Raw genomic sequence first — 415 nt, 5'->3', positions numbered from 1 at the left:
ATCGGCTAGATTCCCTTTTGGCTAAGACTTTCAGCTTTTTTGTCCTGTACTGAGCCAGCAGGCTTAAAATTTTCCCGCCTGTTCTGGGGACACTTTCCCGCCCTGGCTGGAAATAATCCCCCTGGCAATCTGTTCCACTAACTCGGATCGAGTCAGGTTTAACTCTATAGCCATCTGATCCAGCACCTTGACTGCGGTTTCCGTTAACGTCATAGAAACTGACTTCTTGGTTTCCCCGTACAGTGTGCTGCGAGTTTTCCTTTTTAGTTGCTTGGTTCTGCTCATTAGATGACTCCACGTGGCCTCTCTAAAAAAATAATATATATATGTTGACATATTTAAATATAGCATGATATATAGTACAAGACAGAACACTTAGGACGTATAATGGAGAGGACGAGATGACTAAGAAGAC

1 protein-coding gene is annotated in these 415 nt (G+C 43.1%); it reads right to left on the bottom strand.

Translation table 11 applies throughout. The features are described 5' to 3' along the window. Nucleotides 1–63: 63 nt before the first annotated feature. Complete coding sequence (locus P5683_RS25915) at nucleotides 64–285, bottom strand: ribbon-helix-helix protein, CopG family (protein WP_315641311.1); 222 nt, start codon at nucleotides 283–285, stop codon at nucleotides 64–66. Nucleotides 286–415: the final 130 nt, after the last annotated feature.

It is taken from the genome of Limnospira sp. PMC 1279.21 (assembly GCF_032349615.1).
Classification (GTDB): domain Bacteria; phylum Cyanobacteriota; class Cyanobacteriia; order Cyanobacteriales; family Microcoleaceae; genus Limnospira; species Limnospira fusiformis.
The sequence above is the reverse complement of the archived record's forward strand: the minus strand, read 5'-3'. Positions and strand labels throughout refer to the sequence as shown.